The sequence below is a fragment of the Thalassobacillus cyri genome (assembly GCF_900107755.1).
GTDB classification, from domain to species: Bacteria; Bacillota; Bacilli; order Bacillales; family Halobacillaceae; genus Thalassobacillus; species Thalassobacillus cyri.
Genome location: NZ_FNQR01000010.1, coordinates 43,144 through 66,371 on the forward strand (window position 1 = coordinate 43,144; position 23,228 = coordinate 66,371).

The following is a 23,228-nucleotide window of genomic DNA, read 5'->3' on the forward strand; positions in this document are numbered from 1 at the left end:
CTTCAGAACACCTCGTTTAGTAAAAGTAAAGGGAGAAACACCATGTGTTCCTCCCCTCCAGTCGACTACAATCCAATCCGTTCGAAAATACGGTCTACGTTTTTCAAATGATGGTTGTAATCAAAGCATTGGTCGATTTGTTCAGGGGACAGTGTTGATGTTATTTTTTCGTCTGCTTCAATTAATTCCCGGAATGGAATACCTTGCTCCCAGGCTTCCATCGCCTTCGGTTGCACCAAGTCGTAAGCTTCTTCACGTACCATGCCTTCATCAATCAATGTCAGCAACACCCGCTGTGAGAAAATCAAGCCGTAGGTTTTCTCCATGTTGGCTTTCATCTGTTCTGGGAATACGGTCAGGTTTTTGACGATGTTTCCAAACCGATTGAGCATGTAATTAATCGCGATGGTCGCATCCGGCAAGATGACACGTTCCGCGGATGAATGAGAAATGTCGCGTTCATGCCAGAGAGCGACATTTTCAAACGCAGTCATCATTTCACCGCGGATTACCCTCGCCATTCCGGTCATATTCTCAGATCCGATTGGATTACGTTTATGCGGCATTGCCGAGGAACCTTTTTGGCCTTTTGCAAAAAACTCTTCCACTTCACGGGTTTCCGTTTTTTGCAGCCCACGGATTTCAACGGCCATCTTTTCAATAGATGTCGCAATCAAACTTAAAGTAGAAACGTAATGAGCATGACGGTCACGCTGCAATGTCTGCGTTGATACAGGCGCCGGCTTAAGTCCCAGGTTGCGGCACACATAATCCTCTACATATGGATCGATGTTAGCGTAGGTGCCGACCGCCCCGGAAAGCTTTCCGACTTCGATATGGTCGATGGCGAGATCCAAACGTTCCAGGTTACGCTTCATCTCCTCATACCATAGGGCAAGCTTCAAACCGAAAGTCGTCGGTTCGGCATGGACACCATGTGTGCGACCCATCATGACCGTGTGCTTATGTTCCAGGGCTTTGTCCGCCAGGATGTCGATAAAGCTTACCAGGTCTTTACGGATGATCTCATTCGCCTGTTTCAATAAGTAAGAAAGGGCGGTATCAACGACATCTGTTGAAGTCAGCCCATAATGGACCCATTTTCTTTCCTCCCCTACCGTTTCAGAAACAGCACGGGTGAAGGCGACGACATCATGGCGGGTTTCTTTTTCAATTTCATAGATACGCTCGATGTCAAACGATGCATGCTGGCGCAGCTTCTCCACATCTTCTTTCGGAATAATGCCAAGCTCACTCCACGCTTCGCAGGCAAGCAGTTCAACTTCAAGCCATGCATTGTACTTGTTTTCTTCTGTCCAGATAGCTCCCATTTCTGGACGTGTGTAACGATCGATCATGTTACTCCTCCTAAAACTGTCCCACCCAACACTTTACCATGTGGGAAGCTGATTTTCTTCTATCCGTTGAAAAATCTCTTCTAAGCTCTCCCCTATCATCGTGATATGTCCCATCTTCCGTGCCGGCCGTGCTTCTTCTTTGCCGTAGTCATGGAGATGAAAGTCATGAAGTTGAGGCAGCTTAGCAAAAAGTTCTTCCTGATGTTTCCCAAGAATATTGATCATGACCGCAGCCGGAAAAGATTGGATTTTCAAAAGCGGCAGTCCGCAAATGGCACGAATATGCTGTTCGAACTGTGAGACGTTGCATGCTTCAATTGTATAATGACCGGAATTGTGTGGGCGAGGTGCCATTTCATTGACATACACCTGGTCATCCTTTACGAACAGTTCGACGGTAAATGTGCCGACTACTTGTAAATGCTCGGCTAAGGTCTTTGCAGCTTCCTTAGCCTGATTTTCCACTTTTTCGGTGATTGCCGCCGGTATCTGCGTCTGATGAAGAATCTGGTTATGGTGGGTATTCTCTGCAATTGGGAAATAAGTTATGTCTCCTGTTTGACTTCGTGTAAATACCACTGAAATTTCTTGTTCAAAAGGGATGAACGCTTCAATAATGTAAGTAGAGTCTGGAGCGATAAACGTTTCTACCTCTGAGAGACCTCCTTCATTTTTCAGCTTCATCTGTCCCTTTCCGTCATATCCCCCCGTAATCGTTTTGATGATTGCGGGGTAGCCGATAGTCTGGATAGCTGTTTCTACTTGATCAAACGTTTGAACTATCTCGTATTCCGGCACATTCAAACCTGATTCGACAGCGATTTGTTTCTCTTTTTGTCGATTTTGCGTGACTTCTAAAGGCAGTGACCCTTGCGGGAGCTTCCCCGTCTTTTCGAGCATGTTCGCCACATTCAGGTCGACATTTTCAAATTCATAGGTGATGACATCACTGACCTTATTAAGCTGTTCAGCAGCTTCCAGGTCATCATAGGCTGCCTCGATATGATAGTCAGCGACCTGGGCACATGGGCAATCAGGTTTCGGATCCAGCACAGCGATCCGGTAGCCCATATGCTTCGCTGCTACAGCCATCATCCGTCCCAGCTGTCCGCCTCCTAATATTCCAATCGTCTGGCCCGGTTTAAGTCTAACTGTCATGAAGCTCTCTCCTCATCTCATTTACTTTTTCTTTCATATGGGAACGATAGTCTGCTAGTTTTCCCGCAAGTTCATCATCAAAAGCACCAAGAATTTCTGCAGCTAACAGTCCGGCATTCTTTGCACCAGCTGTACCGATAGCAACCGTAGCGACCGGGACACCTCCTGGCATCTGGACAATCGATAATAGTGAATCCATTCCTTTTAATGCCTTGGATTCAACCGGGACACCGATGACCGGAAGAGTCGTCTTGGCTGCTGCCATTCCCGGTAAATGAGCAGCACCACCAGCTCCGGCGATAATTACTTTTAACCCTTTATTTCTTGCTTCATCTGCGTAACGGAACATATCTTCCGGTGTCCGATGAGCGGAGATAATTTCTTTCTCATAGGCGATTCCGAGATCATCCAGAACTTCGCATGTATGCTTCATCGTCGACCAGTCGGAAATGCTTCCCATGATTACTCCTACCCTAGCCATCAAATCCCTCTTTTCGTTAAATTTACGGCTTCGCGCCTAATTTTAAATTTTCACGCTATTAGTAGCTGTTTTTGAACTTTTATTCGGATTTTCGCCTGAAAACCAAAAAGCGCCTATCCAACCTTCTCTACGACTGAGAGAAGATGGGTAGACGCTTTTTGCGGATACCGAATATAACCATCGCAAAGTTGCAATGATCCATCTTCCTCATAGTCCGGCAATTTAAGGTTGCCGGGTAGAGACGAACGGGCCATATTCCCGTCTTATATGAGGTGCTCTATTCAATTTCTACATCCATCATAACAATTTCTTCGAATAGCTGTCAACGCCAAAGGCGAACATTTAAAATCACAATCATTTTTATCGTTCGTTTTTCATCGCCTGGAAGACAATTTTCCGTCCAACCGGTTCGTAGGCTTTCTGGCCGTCACGCTTCACTTCCTGAAAAATTGGCTCTTCTACTCTTCTTACCGGTGTGTAGCCTTCCTTTTTCATCCGGTCCAGGCATTGATCAATGGTTTCACCTTCCTGGACTTCAAAGCGCGTTTTCTTATTTTTTGCCATTACTCAACCTTCCCTTCTTCACCTGTTTGACCCAGAACCCTCCGTGGATCTGTTTCGGTTCATAAGCAATGATGAACGCTTTCGGGTCAAGTGTACGAATGGTTTCATATAACTTCAATTCATACTTGCGAGGGGTCAGTATTTGCATGGCTAACCGGTCACCTTCCATCCCATAGGCAAACCAGCTGGTAACCCCGTATCCTTTATCCCGGAGCTTACGAGTGAATTCAATGTCCGGGCTGGATGAAATCACGTTCACCGTAATGTACCCAAGTGCCAGCTTTTCTTCAATTTTCATACCGGCAATGACACCGAGTCCGTACCCGACTGCATAAGCGATGATATTCTGGATCTGATCAAGATTTTCCAACACCAAGCCTAAACCGAGGATATAAATAACAACCTCAAACATACTGATAAAAGCAGCTAAATACCGTTGTCCTTTCAAGGTCAATATCATCCGGATGGTAAAAAAGGACACGTACACGATATTGATGATTAAAATAATGGCGATCATGACCAAGGCATTATCCAGCATGGCAGCCCCTCCAAACCTATTAACTTATCGTCCCACCTGATAATTTGGGTATTCACACAGGCAAAAGATATGCATACACTATATAACACGAATAATCGTCTACACAATATCTTTTTTACATTTTAAGGGAGAGGCTGGATTACCATGAATCAATTCGATGATTGGAAAAAGAATCTGGATCGTTTTTTTGGCCATGATTTCTGGGGAGATTTTGAAGGACTGGTCAAGCCCCCGCTGCCCCAACTGAATTTATACCAATATGATAATGAACTGCTATGCATTTTCAATATCCCTGGTTTAAAGGACTTGAATAAGGTGGATGTCTTCGTGAACCATGCCACACTAGAAGTCAGAGGGATAGTCGAAATCAATCAGAAAGGCGGCCAACAGCTGAAAGGCGAAATCATGCAGGGGACTTTTGATCGTAAAGTCGAACTGCCCTACCCTGTCCGGGACGATAAAATTCACGCGTCCTATAAACAAGGATTGTTAGTCGTGCAGCTCCACCGCTTGATTTCAGATGCCAACCAAAAGAACCGGATTCAAATCACTAATATGGAAGAAGAATAAGTGCATCTCTCTTGTAAAAATAACCAATGCTGACTTTCGTGCAGCATTGGTTATTTCTATTGGCGTCCTTCTCGGGTTATGTGGCGCCCGCTACCCTTTAATCCCCTAATCTTTTTACGACAAGAAAATAAAGTAAAGAATAAAGATTACAAACAGCAGGTACATGACCGGATGGATTTCTTTGATCCGCCCTTTCATGATCATTGTAATCGGGTAGAAAATGAATCCCAGCGCAATACCAGTAGCGATACTATACGTCAGCGGCATCGCGATGATGGTGAAAAAGGCAGGGACAGCAATTTCAAATTGATCCCAATCGACATTTTTCAAGGAAGATGCCATCAACACGCCGACGATAATCAACGCTGGGGCCGTCACTTCCGCGGTCACTACTCCCAACAAAGGAGAGAACCATAGAGCTAATAAGAAAAACCCGGCAGTTACGACAGAAGTAAAACCTGTACGTCCGCCGGCTCCAACACCTGCAGTCGATTCGATATAGGAAGTTGTGGTGGATGTACCGGCCACTGCACCCACAACGGTTGCAGCAGAGTCAGAGAACAAAGCACGTCCTGCTCGTGGCAATTTATTGTCTTTCATAAAACCAGCTTGTGTCGAAACAGCAACTAATGTTCCTGCGGTATCAAAAAAATCAACAAATAAGAACGTCAATATGACTACCAGCATTTCAATCGTGAAAATATCTCCAAAGTGGAGGATAGCCTGTCCAAAAGTAGGCGCAATACTTGGTACGCTGCCTACGACATCTCCGGCCCCACTCGGCGGGTCAATCAACCCAACGATCATGCCAGCGATAGCAGTCAGAATCATGCCATAAAAAATTCCGCCTTTGATTCCCAGTGACAATAAAATGACAGATGCGAAGATACCGAAGATGGCTAGAAGAACGGATGGTGAGGTTAAATCACCAAGTTCAACCAAAGTCGCTTCATTTGCCTGGATAATTCCCGAACTCTGAAAACCGATGAAGGCGATGAATAACCCGATACCAGCCCCAACCGCCATTTTCAAATTGGCTGGAATAGCATTGATGATTCTTTCGCGCAGGCCGGTCAGTGTTAAAACAATAAAAATAAGTCCAGATGCCAAAACACCAGCAAGTGCGGTTTCCCATGGAATTCCATACCCTAAAACAACCGTGTAAGCAAAGAATGCGTTCAGTCCCATACCCGGAGCTAAAGCAATCGGATAACGGGCGAACAGCCCCATAATCAAGGTACCAATAGCAGCAGCAATAGCAGTAGCTGTAAATACCGCACCTTGGTCAATGCGTGTCACGCCTTCAGGCAGCTCTTCGATTCCGACAAGTGCCAAGGTCGCCGGGTTGACGAATAAAATATAGGCCATTGCCAGAAACGTCGTCATACCAGCCATGAATTCTGTCCGGTAATTTGTTCCGAACTCTTCGAATCTAAAAAACTTCTTCATTGTGATACTCCCCCTCTATATTTAACCAGTCGTATGCCCAAAAGCGTCAGCGCCTCGTTCAAGCAAATAAAAAGCACTCCAGGAACTTCTCCAGGAGTGCTGAACTGACGTGGGGGAATTAGACCAGCAGCCCAAAATACACCTTGGCCACTTGCCCAATTCACCAGCGTAGTCAGGCCATTTACGGCAGCCTGGTAGAAACGATCGGGCCTTATCCCCGAAATTATACGACGGTGTAACGTTATTAATTTCTCTTTTATCGTACGAGCCTTTCCGGCAATTGTCAACACAAAAACCGAATGTTAATCAAAAAAAAATTGGTAATGTTCGTTATTCCCACTCGATAGTTGCAGGCGGCTTGCTTGTTATATCATAGACGACACGATTGATATGTTCGACTTCATTGACACAGCGAGTCGAAATTTTTTCTAAAACATCCCACGGGATACGAGCCCAATCGGACGTCATACCATCGATAGAAGTAACCGCTCTGATTCCGATCGTGTGGTCATAAGTCCGTGTGTCTCCCATGACCCCGACAGAACGGAAATTCGGAAGAACCGTGAAATATTGCCAGATATCCCGGTCCAGTCCGGCGTTGCTAATCTCTTCACGAAGAATTGCATCGGATTCACGAACAATCTTCAGCTTTTCATCGGTAATCTCTCCTAAAACACGAATGGCAAGCCCCGGACCTGGGAACGGCTGCCTCCATACGATCTCATCAGAGACACCAAGCTCAGAGCCCAGCACACGAACCTCATCTTTAAACAGCGTATTCAAAGGTTCAATTAATTCAAATTGCAAATCTTCCGGAAGTCCGCCGACATTGTGGTGAGATTTGATGGTCTGCGCTGTGTCGGTACCACTTTCGATAATATCGGTATAAAGGGTTCCTTGGGCAAGGAAATGGGTATCTTTCAATTTAGCAGCTTCATCATCAAACACATAGATGAACTCGTTGCCAATGATCTTCCGCTTTTGTTCCGGGTCCGACACACCCGCGAGCTTATTCATAAACCGGTCTTTGGCATCTACTTTGATAACATTCATATGAAACCCGTCACGGAAGGTGCGCATGACACTGTCGGCTTCCCCTTTTCTCAGCAGTCCATGGTCAACGAAGATACATGTCAGCTGATCGCCGATTGCTTTATGGATCAAAGCAGCAACGACAGAAGAGTCGACCCCGCCGCTTAATGCGCACAGTACTTTCTGGTCGCCGACCTGTTCGCGGATTTTTTCCACTTCCATATCGATGAAGTTTTCCATCGTCCAGTCTCCCTCACAATCACAGACAGCGAAGACGAATTGCTTTAAGAGATTATTTCCGTATTCCGAATGTCGTACTTCTGGATGAAACTGTACGCCATACATTTTCCGTTCATCATCGCTGATTGCTGCTACCGGACAAGAAGGGCTGGTAGCATCTGTAGTGAATCCTGGAGGAGCTTCGATCACCTTGTCGCTATGGCTCATCCATACGGTTTGAACCAATGGCGTATCCTGGAAAAGGACAGGCTGGGATTCTTTCAGTGTAATAGCAGCCTTTCCGTATTCACGCTCGTTTGCACGCTCTACTTTTCCCCCAAAGTGGTGCGTCATCAGCTGCATCCCGTAGCAGATACCGAGAACAGGGATACCGAGTTCAAAGATCTCTTCATCGCAACGGAAACTATTATCTCCATATACACTGTTCGGCCCACCGGAAAGAATGATTCCCTTCGGATTCATCGCTTTCACTTCATCAGCGGTCAGCTTATGGGAGTGCAACTCACTATATATCCCAAATTCCCTGATTCGTCTTGTAATCAACTGGTTGTATTGACTTCCGAAATCCAGCACAAGAATAAAGTCGTCCATCTGTGTCATTTCTTCAGCTCCCTTTTCTTCAAAAAGCTCAATCCCCAAAAAATAGACTTCTGCCCCTGGACATAGGAAGGCAGAAGTCCACTATCATCATTGGAAATCCGCCTTCATAGTCAGGACATTTACGGCATCCCGGTAGAGACTCTCGAACCCTATTATCGAGGATATATGAAGGTGTGTTTGGTTGTAATTTTTATTCATTCTATCAATGGGGATGATAAGAATCAAGACAATGCCTTGTTAATTAAATTTTCCCATAATTCTGTTACCTTATCCCATTGATTGGATTGTTGTTCATTCCGGTAAAGCATCCGTTCATAATGGTGCGTCAATATCTTCATATCATTCGTCTGGAAACGCATGTCTACGTCCCGGGCATATTCCCGGAGTGTCTGGTTCGACTTCCGCTGCATCCCTCTATTATCAAGGACCTTCAGTAGATACTGGTAAGCTTTTTGATAAGTGGCTGCATCTCCAATATGTTTATATCTACGCTTCAAAAAGGCGGACATCCAGCGGAACCTTGTGACGTATAAAACAATCGCGATTCCAATTACTGCAATAGCAAAGGTAAGGTACTTCCAGAAGTTACCACTACCACCAGCAGCTCCCGTACCACTTTCCCCTTCATTGAAATCTTCCTCAATTTCCATTTGATGTTGGGGATTTCCTGTTTCAGGAGTAGTGCTATCCGCTGAATCTTCTTCCTCCGTACCATCTCCTGTCCCCTCTGTATCCACATAAAAGTCGGTGGGGTTTGAAAAGCCTTTGGTTGGTTCGAATGGCACCCAGCCAATGCCAGGAAAATGGACCTCTACCCATGAATGGGCATTGCCATTTGTCACTTGATACAGATTATATGACTCGCCGTCATCCAGCTCGACATCTGACTGATGCAGCTCCCCGCCAGTAAAACCTTTCACCCAGCGTGCCGGGATTCCGACCGAGCGCAGCATGACGACCATTGAGGTAGAAAAGTTATCACAATAGCCTTTCTGCGTTTCAAATAAAAACTGATCGACATAGTCATCACTTTCTCCAGGCACAGCTACGTTCTCCATATTGTATTCAAACCCGCTTGAAGAAAAGTAATCTTCTATTTCTTTTACGGCATCATAGCGGTTATCTTCATCCTTGATAATTTGCCGGGAAAGATTCCTGACGCGATTCGGTAAGTTATCCGGTAGCTGGAGGTAGGTGGCGCGAATATCCTCTGGATCGTCATCCCCCGCTTCCCTTAACTGATCATACGCATAAGAAGGAACATTAATCCGCATCCGGTAGCCAGGAATCTGACTTGCCCTGTCATTCTTTCGCGTTTCGACTTCACCCGTCGGCTGGTTGACATAAAATTGAAATTCTTCCGGGTAGGCGACCACTTCTCCTGTCCCATAGGGATAGACCAATTTTTTTAATGCTGCTTCGTTAGTGAAGTTGACTACGGTGAATTGTTCTTCGGTTTCCACTTCATCCGTGAATGTTTGGATTCCGAGGTCGCCGCCATTAACATGACGTACATTTTCTTCAAGGGTATTCTCCCACCCTTTACCGGTGTAATGATTCTTTGATTCTACCCGCCAGTATCTTTCTTTTTTAGCGGCCACCTGGAAGACTGGTGTTTCATCCTGTATAAAAGCCCCGCCTAACTTGGTATCATCTTCTCCGTAGCCTATTTTTTGTATGCCTTTTCCGCTACCAACTGTGCCACTGTTGCCACCGACTGCACTCTCCAGATAAGGAACGGGGTCAGCCCACTGCGGTCCCGGTTTCGGAGCGGCATAGCCCACAACCGTGGATAATAAGATGATGGAAGACATCGGGATTACCCACCGCCGCAACCGGTTCATCCCCATCAGGGTAATCTCTTCTTTTTCCATTTCTTTAAAGAAGCTGGACACCCCAAGAGCGATAAGAGCGATTAAAAATGTCCGTACGATCGCCCACTGACCGTTATACTCCGTAAATGTATCCATGACAGTAATGACGATGAAGGTCATCAGCACGAAAAGGAAAATTCGTTTGGCGACGACAAACCAGAAATATAATAGGTAACTCATCAGCCAAAGCAGAACGACGAACAAAAAGCTCCTGAAGAACCCCGTTATCTCCCCCCATGATTGAGCCAGTATCACTTCGAAGTTATAAGCGAACTGCTGATAAACAATCAGAAACCATTCTTTACTGAACAATCTTTCATATAGAAACAATCCGTCTAAAATGAACACAAGTCCTAGAAACTTCAATGGCATAGAAAGCCACCAATTGACCTGTAAAAAAGAGATGAAAAAACAGAATGCTGCATAAATCACAAAAATCGTCAGGTTATGAGTGTCCGTCACTTTTTCTAACGGGCGCATCCATTCCCAAAATAATAGAAATCCACAAAGGTACAGGATCAGCTGATAATAATGTTGTTGTTGACTACGAGAGAGTGTCATACCTTCACCTCGAATTTCTTCTTGCTCAGCTCTTCTTCGGTTAATAGATTAACGATGATGTCCCGATAATCCAGTTGTTTCATCAGCTTGCGTGTGTGAGCTGTGATTTCTGTTGAAGGACTGATAAAAAACAAAACCACTCGTTTAGCTTTATGCTGCATGCGAACAAGTGCTTCTAAGAGCTCGTCATCGAGTGCGGTGGTCACCACCATCGTTATCACTCCTGCCGGGAGCTGGTGCTGCTCCTTTGCTAAGCGCCTTGAGAAAGAGGTCTGACCTAAGGGTATGATTGTCGATAAGTGACGCCGGATATTTTCCATTTGCGTCTTATTCTGCTGTAAAGAAAACGAAGCGGTACGATCCGTCATCGTCTTCACCAACAATTGGGAAGACTTCTTTTGCAGCGTGGCAAGGAGGGAATCGGTCAATTCCACTGCCCCTTCAAAGGTGATCATATTTTGTGACGCTCGCCTGCTGGCATCCAATACCACCAGCATATCCACACTTTTTTCTTGCTCAAATTCTTTCGTCATAATAGCATCTTTGCGAGCTGTCGCTTTCCAGTCGATCCATTGGAATCGGTCCCCTGGCATGTATTCCCGTACACCAGCCACAATGTTTGTGTTCTTATCACTAAGGGATAATGATGGACTGGCTCCCTGCTGGTAGCTGTACGCCTGTTCTTTGAACTGCAGATCACGACGGTAAGGATACGCGATCAGCATGTGATCCGATTCAAAAATATGTTCCTTTTTGATGAAACCAAAAAAATCACCGGTTTTTATCCGGATCGATTTCAAATGATGTTCGCCTCGCGGGATATGATCAAGTTCATACCGGTAACGAATGGATCGTTGAAACCACGGAAATGCCACTCGTTTCATCACTCGTTCATCCAATACTTTTTGAGGCTGAGCCATCCAGCGGAATTTTTCAATATGGGTATCACGCTTTTTCAAAGAATCAGGGAAATACTCTTCCAGCACACAATAAAAGAGTGGGAAAGGGGTCCGTCTGGTCAATATGACTTCAACCTCAACAGACTCACCTGCCTGGACAATCCGTTTGGATAAATGACGGGAAATACTCCAGTTATCAAGCGGATATACCAATAGCAGTAGCATATAGAGGATAAAAGGAAAGAAAGCCGCAAACAAAAACCAGCTGACAAAACCACCCTGGAACATTGCATAGGAATATACCACCGCAAACAGCAGCAGAATCACCAATAACTGAAGGGTAAATCTTAACCAGCGTTTCATTCATGTTTAGTCCTTTGTACAGGTATGGCTATATTTTCAAGGATACTTGCAGTGATGCCTTCCGGTGTATGTCCTTCAAACTCCGCCTCTGATGTCAATATGATGCGGTGCGGCATCACAAACGGGGCCAAATATTTCACATCATCCGGAATAACGTAATCCCGGTCCTGAATGAATGCATATGCTTTAGCAGCTTTCATCAACGCAATGGAGCCACGAGGACTTACACCAAGATAAACACCCTCATGTTCTCGTGTGGCCGTTACGATATCAACGATATAATGACGGATGGTATCGTCCACATAGACATCTTTCACCTTATTTTGAATATCGATCAATTCATCCTTGGTCAGCACAGCTTCTACAGTGGTCAATGGATGTTCTCCTGAGGTACGACTCAACATTTCCCGTTCCTGCTGTACTGTCGGGTACCCCATATTCAACTTGAGAAGGAAACGATCCAGCTGCGCTTCCGGTAAAGGATAAGTTCCTTCGTATTCAATCGGATTCTGGGTCGCCATGACAAAGAATGGTTCTTTTAATGGCACAGGAGAACCTTCCACCGTGATACTGGATTCTTCCATCCCTTCCAATAAAGCGGATTGAGTCTTCGGCGAGGTCCGATTGATCTCATCCGCAAGGACGACATTCCCCAAAATCGGTCCTGGACGGAATTGAAATTCCATTTCTTTTGGATTATAAATAGACACACCAGTCACATCAGACGGCAGCAGGTCAGGGGTAAACTGGATCCGTTTGAACTCACAGTCCAGTGATTTCGCGATTGTCCGCACCATCATGGTCTTTCCGACACCTGGTACGTCTTCTAACAGGACATGTCCTTTTGCTATAAGGGCCACCATACTTAAGAGGGTGACCCCCTCCTTTCCTACCATTACTTTATTCACATTTTTCAATACTTCCGAAATTTTCGGTTCATATAAGGATAATTGCTGGGTCATTTGTCGACTCCTCTCACCTTCGATAACTCCTGGAAAATTTAATTTTCCGTATATTTCAACTATACTATATCCTGCCTAATGGGACAAAGTTCACCGCATTTAGACCTATCTATGTAAAAATACAAAAAAGCCTTATAAATAAGGCTTTTCACACATGTTTAAGCTTGAAGTTACGAAAATTTTTTAACAGGATAAAATTGTCATACATTTCTATGCTGAATTTTCCGCGAATGGATTCCCGGTAACCTTCTCCTTCAAACTCCAGTCGCCATAGATGGAGGGGTTCTTCCAAAAGCTGTCCTATCCTGTGTAAGGAATGAGAAGTAGCCGTAATCTTAATGATACTGCATTCCCTCACATATACGCCTGTTAAGGAAAAGGTCTTACTGCCAATTTTCATTTTTGAAAAATATCTCACTCTATCTCCTACTTTTCGAAAAATCTGACGAAATTTCACAAACTAAATCTTTGCAATGATCTTCATAAATTATACCATATGATTAACCCAACTACTCGTCATAACTTTTCAAAAAGGAGGGGGTATCTTGAGTTTGAAGTCCACCATTTATAAAGTATCGCGTGTCTGGAATGATATCGATGCTGTCAGAAAAGGAAAGATCGGCCGCAGAATCGGAAGAAGAGCAGCTGGAAAAGCAACTGGGAAAATCATGCGAAAGTTATTTAAATGAATATGCAGGGAAGCTTCTATTTAAGGGAGCTTCTCTTTTTGTTTACATTTTTTATCAAAATCATTAAACTGAAGTAATGAATTAGTTACCCAGGTAAATAAATTGAGGTGAATATAATGACTGACAATGAAACCCGCGAGTTATTCCACCTATTGAATCAGCGGGTCCGAATGATAACTAAAGAAATGAACACCGTTTTGAGTGACCATGGGCTATACCATTCCCAATGGTCCATTATTTTTTGTCTGAACCAATTCGGCCCAATGACGCAAACAGCAGTTTGGAAGTACTTGAACGTAGAAGCCCCTACCGTTACCCGCACCCTGTCCCGGATGGAAAAGAACGGCTGGACTATTAGGAAGCACGGAGCGGACAAGCGGGAGCGCCTCATCGAATTGACGGAAGCGGCCAAAGAAAAGTTCACTGCTGTCAATAAAGCAGTAGCACAAGCCGAAAAGGAAATGGCACAGCTGCTGTCCAGCGAGGAAATTCAACAATTACAACATCTGCTAAGGAAACTAGCTACTACAGAAGGAGAGTAACGCATCATGAAACAAAGCAAGAGGGAACCGATTTGGACGAAGAGCTTCATCAGTATCTCGTTAACACAATTCACGGTCTTTCTGGCTTTTTATGCCCTTTTGACCACACTTCCAATATATGTAATACAGGATATGAACGGAACAGAAGCCCAAGGCGGCTTGACGGTTACCGCCATGTTAGTGGCAGCCATTCTTATCCGTCCTTTTTCAGGGAAATTGATAGATGTAATCGGCAAAAAGAAGACGTTAATCGCCGGCATCATGGTTTTTACAATGACCACCTTCTTTTATATAGGAATTACGGAATTTATTCCTTTGTTATGGCTTCGGCTTTTTCACGGTCTGTCATTCGGCCTGTTCACTACCGTAAGCGGAGCGATTGCCGCCGATGTCGTTCCCGAATCACGCCGTGGTGAAGGAATCGGATATTTTGCTATGGCTATGAATCTTGCCGTAGTTGCCGGTCCGTTTATCGGGTTGACGGTACTCCAGTTCGCTCCATTCCATTTGCTTTTCATCCTGTTAAGTGTATTTATGGTTAGCGGAACCCTATCCGCTTTTCTAGTTAACGTACCTAAAACAACCGAAACAGGCCGGCAAACGGACAAGATAAAATTATCTCTGCATGATTTGATAGAGACAAAGGCAGTGCCGATCGCCTTAATCAGCAGCCTGGTCGCATTATCTTACTCAAGCATCCTTTCATTCCTATCCGTTTATGCAAATGCTATCGGACTATCATCGGCAGCAAGCTATTTCTTCCTGGTTTTCGCGGTAGCCATGCTGCTCTCACGCCCATATTTAGGAAGGGCTTTTGACACTAAGGGACCGAGGTTTGTGATTCTGCCTTGTCTATTTCTCTTTGCAGTCGGACTTGTATTCATCAGCTTTACCAGCACAGCCTGGATGTTGCTTATTTCCGCTGCTATTATCGGGCTCGGTTATGGAACCCTGCTGCCAAGTTTCCAGACGATGGCTGTCCAGTCGGCTTCCATCAAGCGCAGCGGCCACTCAACCGCCACCTTCTTCATGTTCTATGACTCCGGGATAGCTGCAGGCTCATTCATTTGGGGACTGGTCGTCGCCCAGGCGGGATACCAACAGCTTTACATCATAAGCGCGGTTATCGTGCTGGTAGTAATCGCTTTATTCTGCATCCAGACAAAGAAACAACCTCGTTATGCACCAAAGGACAGCCCTGCATAAAAGGTAGGTATCCGCTGATCAAAAGTTTCGGGCTCTAAACAGTTGTCTAGTAAACACTGAGCTTAGTAACTTTAGCTATAGAAAAAAAAGGCATTTACAAAGCAGCCTCTTAACTGAGAGAAGCTACTTTGTTAATGCCTTTCTTTTTATAAAAATCTAATTCTGACCAGACTTTTTGATAATATACTCCAGCCCGGCATGCGCATTACGGAAAGTTGCTATTTCATTATTAAGTATTTCAAACGTCATCGCTAACTTCGGTGTGATACCGACAATGATGCACTCGGTGCCAATCAGCGTCAGGCTATTGTTCAACTGCTGGATTTGATGACTTATCCCTTCATCAAATGTATGCATGCCGCTTAAGTCGATCAAGGCATATTCAATATCTGCCGATGCACACGCTTTTAAAATAATAGAAGTCAGTTGCTCAGAACGCTCTCTGTCGAACATCCCAATCAAAGGTACTGCGATTGTCTTATCCCAAATTTTTATCAAGGGTGTCGACAATTCCTCGATCAGTTTGTCTTTCCTTGCTTCTTCTTCTGCCCTGGTGGTAACATCCATCAGCATCACGACGTACCCATCAATAGATTCCTCCTCATTTTTTATCGGAGTCACGACGATATCTGCTACAAAATTATTACGGATGTTGATACGGGCACGATGGGTATTCTCTATGTGTGCCATTATCTTTCGCTGAAATCCTGGGTTTTCATGAAATTGGTCCATATTCATCCCAATGACGTCTTCCGCTCTTTCAAGTCCATACAAAGGAGCTATTGCAGCAAAGAGCCCAAGCGCATTGTCATTCATCCATGTCACATGATAATCTTTATCTGCAATCAAAATATTTTCTCCGATGCTGTTTAAGGTATTTAATAATGATATATTATCTGGAATTTCACCATTACCCTTCATACTTATCACCTTACCTAACCTCGTTTGTAATGACCATTATATACCTTTTACCTTGATTTAAAAAATATCTATAACCTACAACATAGGAAAGCAACAGAAAATACAATAAGAAAAAGCCTGTATCCATTCTGATAGCTGGATACAGACTTTTTTCATTTTAACTTGTATAGCCATGACCGTAGCCATGGATTGGTTTCCATTTACTATATTTATCATTTTGATGAGTGAAGCACTTTATACTTGCCTGGAGCTACTACGGTATGCGTGTGTTCGAAACCTGTATCTTCCAGGTTCTCCATAACGCTAAGGTCCACCATGACACAACGCTGGCAGGAAGAAGTAACTACTTTCCCTTTGGCATCGACGCCATTCAATTTAAATGAAATGATATCTCCAATATTTGCTTCATGACCTTCAGGGGTTTCCATAGCTAACATCCTTTCGATTGAAATGAATATGATGTTTTCTGACATTATAACAAATTTATAGAAAATTTCCATCTTTTTGATACCTACCGGTTATTCATATCTTAAATTAAAAGGAGCAGCTTCCCGAGAACTGATCCGTTTATCCGTTTTATACACTAATGATATTTCCCATCTGCCCCGTTTCATAAGGACCTTTTTCCTTAAGAAAACTTCGCAGCACGTCGATGGCATGGGTTCCATTGTAGGTTTTCTGGGCCTCTTTCGTTTTGAATAACTGTTTTCCTCCCCCTGCCAGTTTATAAATTTTATGAAGATCAAGATCCTGTCTGCCTATCTGCATCGTTTGAATACGGTAACCTTTTGGATTGTACGGTTTAAAAGTCATCAACAAACCTGAGGAGCGCAGGATGTAGCCTCCTTTCTGTTGAAATGGATCATCAGAGAATACTTGCTCCAAGTTGTTTTCAAGGGTTTGCCACAGCGTATGACCATCCATTTCCAATGTAAACATCTCAGGATTAGTTGGTATGATGCTGTACAAATCTTCGAGCGATAAAGCACCATGAGACTTCGGTGAGCCATACCGCCAGCCATGGGAAAAAGCTAGATCACATTCGAACGCATGACGATAAGCATCGGTAAGAAAACGATCCATCGGAGCTTCATTCAATGTCATCCGGTGCAAAATAGAATTCGTGTCCCCCGCTATCGTTTCTCTTTCCATACGATAAGGTTCCATGGCTGTCTGAACGATTTCTTTCATCTTCCCATCTTCCCTAATAGTTTCATTCATATCAACCAATCGATAATCCGCATCCGTTACTTTACCGTTATCCATGGTGATATCCAGGTGACCTAAAAAAGAAGAGCTCGAGCCCGCTTGGACAATTAACGTTTCACCAGTAATAATCGGTTTTGTCACTCTGTCATGGCTATGCCCGGAAAGGACGACATCGATGCCACTCACCAGTGTCGCCAGCTTTGCGTCGAGCGGGAGACCCATGTGACTCACCAATATCACCACGTCGACTTCTCCTTTCATATCATTTACAATATCCCGTACTTCCTCGACCCCTCTGGAAAACTGAAGTCCTTCCGAAAAACTTCCAGGCATCGTGATGTCGACATAAGGGTATGATAAGCCGATAATACCAGCTGTCACCCCTTGCATTTCTTTAATGAGGTATGGATGGAGCAATGGTTCGCCCGTATCCTCATCTAAGACATTACAGGCAAGAGCCGGAAAAGGAAGGTGTCCCACCAGGTGCTTCAGCTGTTCTTTGCCATAGGCGAAATCCCAATTACCAGGAATGAAACCATCCAACTCCATCTGTTCCAATAAAGGAAGAATTGCTTCCCCTTTACTTGACATTAAGGGAAGGGTGCCATGGAAGAGATCGCCGCCATCAAAAAATAAAACATTATCATTTTCCCGTTTCACTTCTTTCACATAGTTGGCAATCCTTGCAAAGCCGCCAGCCTTTTTCAAGACAGGCCCATTCGCATGCCAATAAAGCTCATCGTGCATTTCGAGACATCCGTGGGTATCATTTTGTTGAATCAATGTCAATTTTTGCATGGTCCCTTCCTCCTCCGATTTCCAAACAAATCTAATCGTAGTGTTTTTAACATCAAAGAAATCATGCATACCCTGTTGGATTATTGTCCTGTCGTTGCCTCTTTCTTTCGAAAGATCAGTATCAGCACAAGGCCAGCCATAAGCAAGTAAAAGCCAGCGTGCATCCGGTAGCCCAGGATTGTCGGAGTATAAATGAACAGCCCTGTCACTCCTGATATCACACCAATCCCCACCACCAGCCAATAAGGATTACGAAACAGCAATGTTCCCAGAAGGAAGATTGCAGCTAGGACAAGGTCGACCCAGTGGCCGTTTTCAAGACCAAGTCTCGTAATCACTGTATAGCTGAAGAGGCTGATCGATAGCATGAGTATATAATCATAGAATCGCGGCAGATGATCAGCTCGCTTGATCCAAGCGACAAGCATTAATATAACGGAAGCGATATAGAATTCTTGTGTTCCACTGGGATAGGCAAGCACCGCCATCGGATTATCGATGAAGATCTCCCATTTGGTCACAAACTTGATACTGAAAAATAAAACGAACCACGTCGCCAAAAGTGAAATGAAGGAATCCATGCTTTTCTTTCTTTCACTTTTCGCTTTTTCGGTAAAAAAACAGAAAATGATGACTGCAATTATAAACGGTGCAACTCTCACTCCGAACAATGGTTGGATAAACATACCTTCATCACCTACTTCCTTTAACAATCAAGTATAAGTCTTTTTTATGAAGGAAAAATGAATCCACATTAGAAAGAACCCGGCTTGTCACCAAGGACTTATAGCGAAAACGCCTCCGTATTGATTTTGCAATTAAGCTCCCTTTACATGAAGAACAGTTTCGTGACTTTAGGTGGCGGTGATGGTGGCTGGGAAATCGAATCCTTCCCCAACACCCCTAATCTCCTCCAATATCGAAATTAAGTCTTCGAGTTTACGGCCCTATTGTTAAATAGGGCTCTTATGATGAATCAGTCACAACCTTTAACAGCGCCTTATAAAAAAATCTCTCACCAGCGAACTGATGAGAGATTTTATCACTTTATGATTTTCTAATATTGTGCTTCCAAGCCTGGTCTTTGTCGATCATCCGCTTCGCAGCATAGATGAGCAGGAATTGTATGAAGATAATCGGCAGACCCATCAGACCTGAAATTACTTCTAATGGTGGTAAGCCACCGATACGCATCAATAGCAATGCCAGACCTGTAATGACAGCGGCGATCACGATACGCAGTGTTTTAGGTGGTTCAAATTTACTCATATCCCTCGTACTCGTATAAGCCGCTACGGTATAGGTGGTGGAATCCAGTGTGGTGGTCAAGAAAATCAGTGCAACGATCATAAAGATGACAATAGCTATATTACCAAGAGGCAGTGTACCCAATATTTCCGGAATAGCTGCCATTCTTGCTTCATTTTCGACAAAATTCAAAATACCAAGGTCCCCTTCAAGATAACGATGGACACCTAATCCCCCAAGAACACCGGTGGCAATCCAAGAGATTAAAGTAGGGGCCAAGAGATACGTAAGAATCATTTCTTTGATTGTCCGTCCCCTGGAAATTTTGGCTGCAAACACACTATGGAGCATAGCCCATGTAGCACTATAGGCAAACCAGAATACAGTATTGCTTTGCACATGAGAAGCTTTCCCTTGATGTACCGACTCCGTGTTCAATGAAAGATTGATATAATTAGACAATAGAAATGAAATACTATCTGAGAAATAGTTCAAGATAAATACGCCTGGGCCAGCAATCAGTATGAAGATAGCGAAAAAACCGGCTATATACATATTCCATGTACTTAAGCGTTTGATCCCTTTCTCGATTCCTAAGTAAGCACTTAGTGAAAATAAAAATACCCAGATGATCGTGACAATGATGGTCATAGTGAATGACACTTCCATGCCTAACAAGTTGGATAAATTATGGGTAATAATCGGCGCACCAAGGCCTAATGTTACGGCAGCACCTGCCAGGATACTGATCAGGAATAAGATATCAAGGAACTTTCCTCCCCATCCATCTGTAAACTTATCCCCAAAAATGTCTCGGCAAGCTTCTGAGATACGCATTAACGGGCGTTTCTTCACATGAAGGATATAACCCATGGCTGGAGCAGCCATAACGAAGATAGCGAAAACCTGGAACCCCCACAAGAACATACTGTAGGAGTTCCCCCATAACAACGCTTCTGCTGATCCAGGGTCCACCCCTGCAGGCGGGTCGTTCGCTACCGATGTCCATTGCAGCATGCCGGTACGCATGATGGTCGAACCGACACCCATCGCAATTAAAATGGATGCATATTCAAAGAGAGTGAACCGGGGTTTTTCTTTCGGATCCCCCAGTACCACTTGCCCATATTTAGAAAATGATAAGTACAGCCCTGCTGCTACTAAGATAATTCCATACCAGAGATACCCCCAGCTGAACACCTCAACGATAAAGTCAAAAATAGAATTGAGTAATTCTAAGGACTCTTTTTCATATAAGGTTAATGGAATACTGATAGCAATGATGACTAGTAATGCTGGAACAAATATTGAGTAGTCAATCAGCTTCTTCTTATTCATCGAATCCTCCTCTATTTTCTCTCGCTTCGTAATGGTTCCCTTATCCCTAGTACCCTAAAACCAATATTTTTAACGAAAACTTAATATCAGCAACCATCCATTATTATCCATAACAAAAGCTCCGAGTCCTGGGATGACTGGAGCCAAATTACAATTAGGTTGTATATACAAATTTTGTTATCCTACCGCCTGGTGTCTCACCATTTTTCGATTGATGAAATGTTCGGATATCTAGTTCTATACCTTATTTTATAGATACATCGACTGGACCAAATAAAACTTCCATCATTTAAATAAGCGCTCTATTCTGGCTAATAATGAAGACCACATTTTTGATTTTTGAACTTCATAAGGCCGCATCATTTCATGGTCCTCATGTTCTAATATGTGACAATGCCAAACGTAACGCCCTGTATAAGGCTTAAAACGGGCGATAATCCTCGTCACTTCTCCTGGGTGTGCGTTTACGATATCCTTCCATCCCCGTTCATTTGGCTCTGGAGGTTTGCGATCACCGGTAAAAAGAATTTCCCCCTTCTCCTCAAAATGTTCTTCATCAAAAGGCTGGCGATCCAGAATCTGAAAATGAACTAGATGAAGATGGATAGGATGTGTATCCTCTGTTTCATTAATCAGGCGCCAAACTTCAATACCACCAAGGTGTGGTCTTTCTGAAATCGGATCATTCCACCGTTTATGATCTAATAACAGCAAAAGTCTCCCATATTCATCCTTTGTCTCAACAAGTGGCAAGTCTCTTATTTTTGTGGCTTGGGTTTCTGAAAGATATTGAATTTGACTTAATTCAGCAGTAATCGAACTCTTATCGACGTCTGAAAGGGGCAAGGAAACTCTGAACTGCATGATTTGTCCGGCCGTTTCCACATTTACTGGATCTCCTTCCGGAAAAGGCGTTGGCGCATCATTGGTCAACACAATCTTTTTTCCTCGCAAACCTGAAAAATCAAGGATAACATCGGCACGCTGGGCAGGTCCGAGCAATATTTCTTCAACTTGAACTGGCCTTTCAAATAAACCTCCATCTGTCCCAATGTGGAAAAAAGGCTGCCCTGAATCCAGACGTATACGGAAATACCGCGCATTTGCTCCATTGGCAATCCTAAAACGATATTTACGCGGTTCCACATCTAAAAAAGGATAAGCCTTCCCATTAACAATCATAAAATCTCCAAAGAATTCAGGTACAACCGAAGGGTCAACAGTTACAGCCGGGTCTTCAGATTTCCTTGGATAAAAAAGTGAGCCATCCTCAAGAAAAGATTTATCCTGTATTAAAAGCGGGATATCGTATTTGCCTTTAGGGAGGGTAAGGTCTCTTTCTTCATCATCATGAATCAGATAAAAACCTACTAAGCCGGCATAGAAATTCAGACGTGTGATCCCTACTGCATGATCATGATATAAAAGTGTTGCAGCCCTTTGTTGGTTAGGATAATCGTAGATTTTTTGGGTGAAAAAAGGTCCTGTTTCCTTAAAATCTCTTGTAAACCAGGCATCCGGGTAGCCGTCGCTTTCTGGTGGCACATGACCGCCATGCAAGTGAACAACGGTCCTTACTTCCGGACTATCCGGTTCGGCTCCATGTACTGTTTTATCTACTGGAAGCAAATGCTTAGAAGGGAGTGCATTTATCCATTTCACCTTTACGTGTTCCCCTTTTTTCACTTCGATGGTAGGACCAGGGTATTGAGCTTCATATCCCCATACTAAAGAAGGTTTAAGAGAAGCATGAAAAGAATGCTTGAATGGAAGCATCCGTACTTCATAATATATATCATTTTTAGCCCGTTGTTTAGGTTTGAGGGTCGGAGGAATCGGTAATTTATCAATGAACCTGATCAACCTCTTCAAGTGAAGGCCCCCTTTTCTTTTTCGTGTATATTATGATTTATGCGGGATAAGGCTCGTTCTATACAAAGCTCTGTTTTAATCAGGGAGAAATGGGTGAGGTAAATTTTGTGAATATTGTAAATTTATATTACTATTATACGGAGACAAATAAGTAATTAAAGGACAGTGATTAATTAGATGCTATATATATGGGATATTGAAGAAATCATAAAAAATACACTCCAAGAACACAATTTAGATATTAATTATGAAGCGAACAACAATTTGCCTGCACCGATGAGTTATAACGTATCGACTAATACGATAAGTTTCAATTATCTTGAAGTAAACGGGTATATCAGTAAAATTAAAATAAAGGAAACTGATGAAAACTTCGTAAAAATCATGCTATGCCATGAAATCGGTTATTACCACACCTTCAAGAAACACAAACACGATTTAAGGACGCTTAAGTATGGAGAAGATGATGAAATAGCCGAATTAAAATCTGAAATAGAAACGAATGCCTGGGAATATGGAAGAACATTGGTGCCAGTAAATTTACAGGAATCCTATGATAAAGTCCGGGAACTCAACGAAATGCTGATCAAGGGATTATAAGGTTCCTGACATTCATGCCAAATCCTCTCCAAAAATGGAGAGGATTTTTTAACCCCCTGAAAACACCTTTACGAACAATACGACTCTAGATCTAGATGAATTTATACCTGAAGCCGTTATTTATTCCCTATAAAAGATCTATAATGAAGATAGATG

The 23,228-nt window shown here is 43.5% G+C and carries 21 protein-coding genes and 3 riboswitches; of the genes, 5 read left to right on the top strand and 16 right to left on the bottom strand.

Annotated elements, in window-relative coordinates:
* Window positions 1–65: 65 nt before the first annotated feature.
* From purB to BLV00_RS12755, 5 genes are all read right to left on the bottom strand, one after another.
* Window positions 66–1,358 carry an adenylosuccinate lyase gene (gene purB, locus BLV00_RS12735; RefSeq protein ID WP_093045368.1) on the bottom strand — a complete coding sequence of 431 codons (1,293 nt, stop codon included), beginning with the start codon at window positions 1,356–1,358 and terminating at the stop codon, window positions 66–68.
* A gap of 33 nt (window positions 1,359–1,391) precedes the next feature.
* Window positions 1,392–2,516, bottom strand: a complete 1,125-nt coding sequence (gene purK, locus BLV00_RS12740; protein ID WP_093045369.1) for a 5-(carboxyamino)imidazole ribonucleotide synthase — start codon at window positions 2,514–2,516, stop codon at window positions 1,392–1,394.
* Window positions 2,506–2,997 carry a 5-(carboxyamino)imidazole ribonucleotide mutase gene (purE, locus tag BLV00_RS12745; RefSeq protein WP_093045370.1) on the bottom strand — a complete coding sequence of 164 codons (492 nt, stop codon included), beginning with the start codon at window positions 2,995–2,997 and terminating at the stop codon, window positions 2,506–2,508. The genes purK and purE overlap by 11 nt, the downstream gene beginning before the upstream one ends.
* A 190-nt stretch (window positions 2,998–3,187) precedes the next feature.
* A riboswitch (purine riboswitch) is annotated at window positions 3,188–3,288 on the bottom strand.
* Between the two features lie 69 nt (window positions 3,289–3,357).
* On the bottom strand, window positions 3,358–3,561 hold the full coding sequence (locus BLV00_RS12750; RefSeq protein WP_093045371.1) for an NETI motif-containing protein: 204 nt from the start codon (window positions 3,559–3,561) through the stop codon (window positions 3,358–3,360).
* Complete coding sequence (locus BLV00_RS12755) at window positions 3,548–4,099, bottom strand: DUF2179 domain-containing protein (RefSeq protein ID WP_093045372.1); 552 nt, start codon at window positions 4,097–4,099, stop codon at window positions 3,548–3,550. The genes BLV00_RS12750 and BLV00_RS12755 overlap by 14 nt, the downstream gene beginning before the upstream one ends.
* Before the next feature lie 144 nt (window positions 4,100–4,243).
* On the opposite strand from BLV00_RS12755, the gene BLV00_RS12760 reads away from it, so the two are divergent.
* Entirely contained in the window at window positions 4,244–4,669 is a 426-nt protein-coding gene (locus tag BLV00_RS12760) for an Hsp20/alpha crystallin family protein (protein WP_093045373.1), read from the top strand.
* A gap of 114 nt (window positions 4,670–4,783) precedes the next feature.
* Here the strand turns inward: BLV00_RS12760 and BLV00_RS12765 are convergent, their stop codons facing one another.
* The 5 genes from BLV00_RS12765 to BLV00_RS12785 form a co-directional block, all read right to left on the bottom strand.
* Window positions 4,784–6,118, bottom strand: coding sequence for an NCS2 family permease (locus BLV00_RS12765; protein ID WP_093045374.1), 1,335 nt, complete (start codon window positions 6,116–6,118; stop codon window positions 4,784–4,786).
* 149 nt (window positions 6,119–6,267) lie between these two features.
* A riboswitch (purine riboswitch) is annotated at window positions 6,268–6,369 on the bottom strand.
* Window positions 6,370–6,448: 79 nt separating this feature from the next.
* Window positions 6,449–7,990: a glutamine-hydrolyzing GMP synthase gene (gene guaA / locus BLV00_RS12770; RefSeq protein WP_093045455.1), complete on the bottom strand. Its 1,542-nt coding sequence runs from the start codon at window positions 7,988–7,990 to the stop codon at window positions 6,449–6,451.
* Between the two features lie 87 nt (window positions 7,991–8,077).
* Window positions 8,078–8,179, bottom strand: a riboswitch (purine riboswitch).
* A gap of 32 nt (window positions 8,180–8,211) precedes the next feature.
* Complete coding sequence (locus BLV00_RS12775; RefSeq protein WP_093045375.1) at window positions 8,212–10,425, bottom strand: transglutaminase TgpA family protein; 2,214 nt, start codon at window positions 10,423–10,425, stop codon at window positions 8,212–8,214.
* Window positions 10,422–11,687, bottom strand: coding sequence for a DUF58 domain-containing protein (locus BLV00_RS12780; protein ID WP_093045376.1), 1,266 nt, complete (start codon window positions 11,685–11,687; stop codon window positions 10,422–10,424). The genes BLV00_RS12775 and BLV00_RS12780 overlap by 4 nt, the downstream gene beginning before the upstream one ends.
* Window positions 11,684–12,649 (bottom strand): AAA family ATPase, encoded by a 966-nt coding sequence (locus tag BLV00_RS12785; protein ID WP_093045377.1) that lies wholly within the window; start codon window positions 12,647–12,649, stop codon window positions 11,684–11,686. Before BLV00_RS12785 ends, BLV00_RS12780 begins: the two co-directional genes overlap by 4 nt.
* A 545-nt stretch (window positions 12,650–13,194) precedes the next feature.
* On the opposite strand from BLV00_RS12785, the gene BLV00_RS22010 reads away from it, so the two are divergent.
* The 3 genes from BLV00_RS22010 (at window position 13,195) to BLV00_RS12800 (ending at window position 15,086) form a co-directional block, all read left to right on the top strand.
* Window positions 13,195–13,338, top strand: a complete 144-nt coding sequence (locus BLV00_RS22010; RefSeq protein WP_176791525.1) for a hypothetical protein — start codon at window positions 13,195–13,197, stop codon at window positions 13,336–13,338.
* A gap of 116 nt (window positions 13,339–13,454) precedes the next feature.
* Entirely contained in the window at window positions 13,455–13,880 is a 426-nt protein-coding gene (locus tag BLV00_RS12795; RefSeq protein WP_093045379.1) for a MarR family winged helix-turn-helix transcriptional regulator, read from the top strand.
* 6 nt (window positions 13,881–13,886) lie between these two features.
* Window positions 13,887–15,086, top strand: coding sequence for an MFS transporter (locus BLV00_RS12800; RefSeq protein WP_093045380.1), 1,200 nt, complete (start codon window positions 13,887–13,889; stop codon window positions 15,084–15,086).
* Between the two features lie 156 nt (window positions 15,087–15,242).
* Here BLV00_RS12800 and BLV00_RS12805 read toward each other — a convergent pair whose 3' ends face one another.
* From BLV00_RS12805 to BLV00_RS12830, 6 genes are all read right to left on the bottom strand, one after another.
* A complete protein-coding gene (locus BLV00_RS12805; RefSeq protein WP_093045381.1) occupies window positions 15,243–16,007 on the bottom strand; it encodes an STAS domain-containing protein in 765 nt (254 codons plus the stop codon).
* A gap of 212 nt (window positions 16,008–16,219) precedes the next feature.
* Entirely contained in the window at window positions 16,220–16,435 is a 216-nt protein-coding gene (locus BLV00_RS12810) for a DUF2187 family protein (protein WP_176791529.1), read from the bottom strand.
* Between the two features lie 148 nt (window positions 16,436–16,583).
* On the bottom strand, window positions 16,584–18,014 hold the full coding sequence (locus BLV00_RS12815; RefSeq protein ID WP_093045383.1) for a bifunctional metallophosphatase/5'-nucleotidase: 1,431 nt from the start codon (window positions 18,012–18,014) through the stop codon (window positions 16,584–16,586).
* Window positions 18,015–18,094: 80 nt separating this feature from the next.
* A complete protein-coding gene (locus tag BLV00_RS12820) occupies window positions 18,095–18,727 on the bottom strand; it encodes a hypothetical protein (protein ID WP_218131904.1) in 633 nt (210 codons plus the stop codon).
* Between the two features lie 334 nt (window positions 18,728–19,061).
* Entirely contained in the window at window positions 19,062–20,600 is a 1,539-nt protein-coding gene (locus BLV00_RS12825; RefSeq protein ID WP_093045385.1) for a BCCT family transporter, read from the bottom strand.
* 285 nt (window positions 20,601–20,885) lie between these two features.
* Entirely contained in the window at window positions 20,886–22,472 is a 1,587-nt protein-coding gene (locus BLV00_RS12830) for a multicopper oxidase family protein (protein ID WP_245728967.1), read from the bottom strand.
* Window positions 22,473–22,649: 177 nt separating this feature from the next.
* On the opposite strand from BLV00_RS12830, the gene BLV00_RS12835 reads away from it, so the two are divergent.
* Window positions 22,650–23,072, top strand: a complete 423-nt coding sequence (locus tag BLV00_RS12835) for a hypothetical protein (protein WP_093045386.1) — start codon at window positions 22,650–22,652, stop codon at window positions 23,070–23,072.
* Window positions 23,073–23,228 lie beyond the last annotated feature (156 nt).